The sequence below is a fragment of the Pseudonocardia pini genome (genome assembly GCF_013870575.1).
GTDB classification, from domain to species: Bacteria; Actinomycetota; Actinomycetes; order Mycobacteriales; family Pseudonocardiaceae; genus Pseudonocardia; species Pseudonocardia pini.
Genome location: NZ_JACBXB010000302.1, coordinates 1 through 6,238, shown reverse-complemented (window position 1 = coordinate 6,238; position 6,238 = coordinate 1). Strand labels below are relative to the sequence as shown.

At 72.9% G+C, this 6,238-nt stretch carries 4 protein-coding genes, 1 pseudogene and 1 riboswitch; of the genes and pseudogenes, 4 read left to right on the top strand and 1 reads right to left on the bottom strand.

All coding sequences use genetic code 11. The annotated features are described in order from the left end of the window. From H5J29_RS17590 to H5J29_RS17575, 4 genes and pseudogenes are all read left to right on the top strand, one after another. A pseudogene (locus tag H5J29_RS17590) lies at positions 1–472 on the top strand (type III PLP-dependent enzyme); the annotation flags it as partial. Positions 473–492: 20 nt separating this feature from the next. Next, on the top strand, positions 493–1,134 hold the full coding sequence (gene speD / locus H5J29_RS36255; protein WP_181782040.1) for an adenosylmethionine decarboxylase: 642 nt from the start codon (positions 493–495) through the stop codon (positions 1,132–1,134). A gap of 68 nt (positions 1,135–1,202) precedes the next feature. Continuing rightward, positions 1,203–1,307, top strand: a riboswitch (guanidine-I (ykkC/yxkD leader). Positions 1,308–1,362: 55 nt separating this feature from the next. Then, a complete protein-coding gene (locus tag H5J29_RS17580) occupies positions 1,363–2,553 on the top strand; it encodes an agmatinase family protein (RefSeq protein ID WP_312858284.1) in 1,191 nt (396 codons plus the stop codon). Between the two features lie 40 nt (positions 2,554–2,593). Then, on the top strand, positions 2,594–4,081 hold the full coding sequence (locus tag H5J29_RS17575; protein ID WP_181782039.1) for a high affinity choline transporter 1: 1,488 nt from the start codon (positions 2,594–2,596) through the stop codon (positions 4,079–4,081). A 118-nt stretch (positions 4,082–4,199) separates the two neighbouring features. Here H5J29_RS17575 and H5J29_RS17570 read toward each other — a convergent pair. Next, on the bottom strand, positions 4,200–6,238 hold a 2,039-nt coding region (locus H5J29_RS17570), incomplete at its 5' end, for a S41 family peptidase (RefSeq protein WP_181782038.1).

Sequence of the window (6,238 nt, the reverse complement as noted above, 5' to 3'; positions counted from 1 at the left end):
CCGCCACCGCCGCGGCGACCGCGGCGCGGTCCACGGCGCGGTCGCCGCGGCGGTGGCGGCGGGAGACGTCGACGGGGCCCGGGTGGTCGTCGAGCCGGGGCGCGCGCTGGTCGCCGAGGCCGGGGTCCTGCGGACGAGCGTGCTGCGGGTCTCCCGCCGCCCCGGGATCGACCACCGGCGCTGGGTCTACCTCGACTGCGGGCGCTACCAGGGCCTCGCGGAGACCGAGGGGGAGGCGATCGGCTATCCCGTGCGGGTGCCCGGTCGGTCGGGCCCGGTCGGCCCGGTCGTTCTCGCCGGCCCCACCTGCGACGGCGACGACGTCCTCTACCGCCGCCTGCCCACCCTCCTCCCGCTGGACCTCGCCGCGGGGGACGCCGTGGACCTCCTGCACGCGGGGGCCTACACGGCGAGCTACGCCAGCGTCGGGTTCAACGGGTTCGGGCCGCTCCCGGTCCATGTGGTCGGCTAGGGCTGTGGTCGACTGGGCGCGTGCACGCGCCCACCGGCAGGCACGTCCTCGCGGAGCTCCGCGGGGTCGACGCCGCCCTGCTCGACGATCCCGCAGGCCTCGCCCACGCCCTGCGGACCTCGCTGATCGGCGCCGGGGCGGACGTGCGGCAGGTGACGGTCGAGCCGTTCACCCCGCAAGGGGCCACGGTCGTCGCGCTGCTGGCCGAGTCGCACGCCTCCGTGCACACCTGGCCGGAGCGGGGGATCGCCCTCGCCGACGTCTTCACCTGCGGCGACACCGCCGATCCCGTGCGCGCGGTGCGCAGGCTCGCTCTGACCCTCGGCGCGACCGACCTGCACGTGCAGACGGTGGACCGCGGCGGCGCGGGCGAGGTCCGCGAGCCGATCGCGCCGGGGCTGACCCGACACTGGACGCTCGACGACGTCCGGGTGCGGACCCACACCGCGCTGCAGGAGGTCCTGGTCGCGGACACCGCGCAGGGCGTCACGCTGTTCTGCGACACGGAGCGGCAGAGCGCATGGGTCGACTCCGCACGCTCCGCCTCCGGCGCATGCGGACACACCCCTGCCCGGGCCGGACGGCCCGCAGGGGCACTGGTTGTCGACGATACGCGGGCCCGATTTCTTCCCGACGCCCACCGGGCGGCCCGCGGGGCGTGACACTGTTTCACGCCGCAGTGACACGCGTGCAACATCGGGATCGTTCACTCGATCCCGACTCACCTCCGGTGAGGCGCGTCTAGGGTTCCGTCCCGCTCCGGCGGGGGCCTGGTCCGAGAGATGCAGGCGGCAGGCACGCAGCCGCCCCACGGCGGGACAAAAGCCCGGGAGACAGCTGGTGGTTCCGGCTGCTCCTGCGCCGGTTCCCCGACCGTGAGGGAACGCCCCGTGCACTACAACCCGAACCGGCCCGACCACACGCCGGACGGCACGCCGATCGACCCCGTCGAGGCCGAGACGCTGGCCAGGCAGCTGCACAGCAGCTACGGGCCCGAGGCCGCGTACGCCGTCGCCGCCGAGGCCGCGCTGCCCACGACCAAGTACGAGCAGGAGATCGCCCGCGGCCTGGAGCTGGGCCTGCAGGGCGCGGACTCGATCGTGGACCGCTCCATCCCCACCTTCTCCCGGGGCGAGCTGCCGCACTTCGCGGGGATCAACACGTTCCTTAAGGCACCCTACGTCGAGGACGTCCGGCGCTGCGGCGAGTACGACGTCGCGGTGCTCGGCGTCCCGTTCGACGGCGGCACCACCTACCGGTCCGGCACCCGGTTCGGACCGCAGGGCATCCGGAAGATCTCCGCGCTCTACGGTCCGTACTCCTTCGAGCTCGGCGTGGACCTGCGCGAGTCGATCACGATCGCCGATCTCGGGGACGTCTTCACCATCCCCGGGAACATCGAGAAGTGCTTCGACCAGATCACCAAGGCCACCTCGCACGTCTACGAGTCGGGAGCGTTCCCGGTCGTCCTCGGCGGTGACCACTCGATCGGCTATCCGACGGTCCGAGGCGTCGCGCCCCACCTGAACGGCGGGAACCTCGGGATCATCCACTTCGACCGGCACGTGGACACCCAGGAGACCGACCTCGACGAACGGATGCACACCACCCCCTGGTTCCACGCCACGGACATCCCGAACGTGCCGGCGAAGAACCTGGTGCAGATCGGGATCGGCGGCTGGCAGGCACCGCGGCCGGGTGTGAAGGTCGGGCGCGAGCGGGGCACCACGATCATGACCGTCACCGACTGCGTCGAGATGGGGATCGAGGACGCGGCGCAGCGGGCGCTCGACGTCGCGTGGGACGGCGCCGACGCCGTCTGGCTGTCGTTCGACGTCGACTGCCTCGACGCCGCGTTCGTCCCCGGCACCGGCTGGCCGGAGCCCGGCGGGTTCCTGCCGCGCGAGGTCCTGAAGTTCATCCAGATCATCGCCGACGCCCGCCCGCTCGCCGGGATCGAGGTCGTCGAGTGTGCGCCCCCCTACGACAACGCGGAGATCACCGCGCTGATCGCCACCCGCGTCATCTGCGACACCCTCGGCTGCCTCGTGCGGTCCGGACACCTCCCGAAGAACGCCTGAGCACGTCCCGGCACGTCCACACCAGACCGGAGACCTGAAGATGATCATTCTCGGTGTCGCGATCGGCGTCGTCCTCGTGCTCGCGGTGGGCCTCGCCGTCGCACGGAAGGTCGACGGCGACTCGACCAACTTCCTCGTCGCGGGCCGCGCCCTCGGGCTCCCGCTCGTCGCGGCGGGCCTGATGGGCCAGGCCGTCGACTCCAACGCCACGCTCGGCAACACCGACCTCTCGGCGAGCTTCGGCTTCTGGGCGGGCGCGTCACTGCCGCTCGGACTGGGCCTCTGCCTGCTGCTGACCGGCATCTTCTTCGCGAAGCGGATGAACGCGATGGGCCTGCTCAGCCTGCCGGACTTCTACAGGATCAAGTACGGCCGCGGCGTGGAGCTCGCGTCGTCCGTCCTGATGATCTTCAGCTTCTGCATCCTGCTGGCGGGCAACCTCGTCGCGGGCGGGTTCCTGTTCGAGCGGTTCCTGGGCACCAGCTACACGGCGGGCGTGCTGATCATCGTGGGCGTGGTGCTCGCCTACACGATCACCGGCGGCATGTTCTCCGACGCCTACACCGCGTTCATCCAGGTCATCATCACCGTGATCGGGTCGGCGGCCCTGCTCGTCTGGGTCGCGGTCACCTACGGCCTGACCGTGCCGGAGGGCATGGGGCCCTTCGACCTCGGCCAGCTCGGCGACCCGGCGCAGGGCGCCGTCGTGAACTGGGCGACGCTGATCGCGCTGGGCATCGGCGACATCGTGGCGATCGACTTCATGCAGCGGATCTTCTCCGCCAAGACCCCGGAGATCGCACGGCGGGCATGCTTCGTCGGCGCCGCGGGCACCGCGATCGTCGGGATCCCGTACGCCCTGGTCGCCCTCTCGACGGGGGCGATCTTCGGCGACGCCCCGGTCGACGGACCGGTGCTGTTCGTCCTGCTGGAGCAGTACGCCCCCGCCGGCCTGACGATCATGGTGCTGTCCGCGATCGTCGCCGCCTCCTGCTCCACGGCCAACGGGGTCATCCTCGGCACGGCCGCCGTCGCCGTCCGGAACATCGCGGGCCGCGAGCAGCAGCACGACGAGCGGACCGGCAAGGACCCGCTGCTGCGCCAGGTCCGGCTGACGATGCCGTTCGTGGTGGGCATCGCGATCCTGTTCGCGCTGCGGGTGCCGCAGACCGGCATCCTGCTCACCCTGGCCTTCGACCTGATGCTCGCCGCGCTGATCGTGCCGTTCGTGCTCGGGCACTGGTGGCCCGCCCGGATCACGACGGCGGCCGCCGCCGCGGCGATCACGGTCGGGCTGGTGGTGCGGCTCGGGCTGTTCGTGCTGACCCCGACCATCTACGGGGTCGACAACACGCTGCTCCACATTCCGAACGACGTTTTCGGGCCCGGCTTCGACGGCTGGCCGACCTTCATCGCCCCGGTCCTGAGCCTGGCGGCGTTCGTCGGCGTGGCCCTGCTGCGCCCGCGCACCGCCCCGCCGACCCCCGACCCGACCCCGCGGCGCGCGACGGCGGCCGAGCCGGCCTGATCCCGGACGGCACAAGCCGAGTCCCCGCCGAGTCCCCGAGGAGTCCTGCCGAGATGAACCTCAGTGACGTTTGATCATGCTCGCGACGACACCGAGGTTCATCTCGGCGGGGTGGGGGTCAGGGGCGGGGTGGGAGGGGCTGCTTCGCACGGCTGGGACGGGTCCCGGGGTCCGGTGGGGTGACCGCGGGGCTCGTCTCCAGGGCCTCGAGGGCCAGCCGCACCGCCGTCTCCAGCTGGGGGTCGCGGCCCGCCACCCAGTCCTGCGGGGTCGTGACGACCTCGACGTCCGGGTCCACGCCGTGGTTCTCGACGCCCCAGTGCAGGTCGTCGAACCAGAACGAGTAGCGCGGCTGGGTGACCCGGGTGCCGTCGACCAACGAGTACCGGCTGTCGATGCCGATCACCCCGCCCCAGGTCCGCACCCCGACGACCGGGCCCAGCCCCATCCGCTTGAACGCGGCGGTGACGATGTCGCCGTCGGAGCCCGCGTGCTCGTCGACCACCGCGACGATCGGGCCGCGCGGCGCCCCCTCCGGGTAGGTCGCGGGCGCGGCGTGTCGCACCACGTCCCAGCCGATCACCTTGCGCGCCAGCTTCTCGATCACCAGCTGGGAGGTGTGCCCGCCGGAGTTGTCCCGGACGTCGAGCACCAGGCCCTCGCGGCGCGCCTCGCGCTCGAAGTCGCGGTGTAGCTGCGCCCACCCCGAGGCGACCATGTCCGGCACGTGCAGATAGCCGAGCCTGCCCTCGGAGCGGTCCGCCACGAACGCGCGCCGCCCCGCGACCCAGTCGTGGTAGCGCAGGTTCTGCTCGCCGCCGAGCGGCCGGACCACCACGCGTCGGATCTCGCCGCCCGCCTTCCGCACGGTCAGCTCGGTGAGCGTGTCCGCCCGACCCAGGAGCAGCGGGCTCGGCCCCAGCTCCGGGTCCACGGGCCTGCCCGCGACCTCGAGCAGCACGTCACCGGCCCGGACGTCGACGCCCGGCTCGGTGAGCGGGCTGCGGGCGTCGGGCGCCGAGGTCTCCGGGGGCAGCACCCGCGCGACCCGCCACCCGCCGTCGACCGGTTCGAGGTCCGCGCCCAGGAACCCGGGGCGGCCGCCGAAGTCCCCGCCCGACCCCCGCCCGACGACGTACGCGTGCGACGAGCCCAGCTCGCCCTGCAGCTCGTAGAGCAGGTCGACGAGGTCGTCCGTGCTGCCGACCGCGTCGACCAGCGGCCGGTACCGGTCCAGCTCGGCGAGCCAGTCGACGCCCGCCATGTCCTCGATCCAGTAGTGGTCGCGCATGAGGCGCCCGGCCTCGTCGAACATCTGGCGCCACTCGGCGGCGGGGTCGATCGTCACCGAGACGCGGCCCAGGTCGATCTCGAACTCGTCCGCGTCCCCGTCCGACGGCGCGGAGGAGCCGGAGCGGTCCGGCCGCAGCACGCGCAGGGTGCGTGCGTCCCGCACCACGAGCCGGTTGCCGTCCCCGCTCACCGCGTAGCCGTGCGCGGGATCGGCGATCGTGTCCACCTTGCGGCGCTTGAGGTCGAACCGTTCGAGGACCGGCTTGGGGTCCTCGCCGTCCGCCCGGCCGTCGCCCAGCACGCCGGTGACCGGCACGGACAGCCAGAGCAGGCAGTCCTTCGCCGCCCCCAGCCCGCGGTAGCGGCCCTCGGCCACCGGGATCGGGACGACCCGGTCGACCAGCCCCTCGACGTCCACCACCGTCTCCGGTGGGCCCTCCTTCTTCTTCTCCTCCTTCGCCGCGGGCTCCTCCTCGGTGGCGGGCGGGTCCTCCGGCTCCTCGTCGGCGCCGGAGACCGGGCGGCCGTCCGGCCCGGACCCGAAGGGCGACGGCGTGCGCGCGGCCAGCGGGACCAGGAACGGGCGCCACGAGGCGGGGAAGGTGAGGTCGAAGGAGTGCTCGTCGTAGATCGGGTCGAAGCTGCGGCGGGAGAGGAAGGCGAGGTACCTGCCGTCCGTGGTGAACACCGGGTCGGTGTCGACGAACCGGGGCTCGGTCACGGCGGTGAGCGAGTCGTCCGAGAGGTCGACGAGCATGATCCGGCTCAGCCCCGGCTCGATCGGGTCCTCGTAGGCGAGCCAGCGGGAGTCGGGCGAGAAGGCGAGGCCCGCGATCTCCCCCGCGGCCCCGCGGGCGGGCTCCC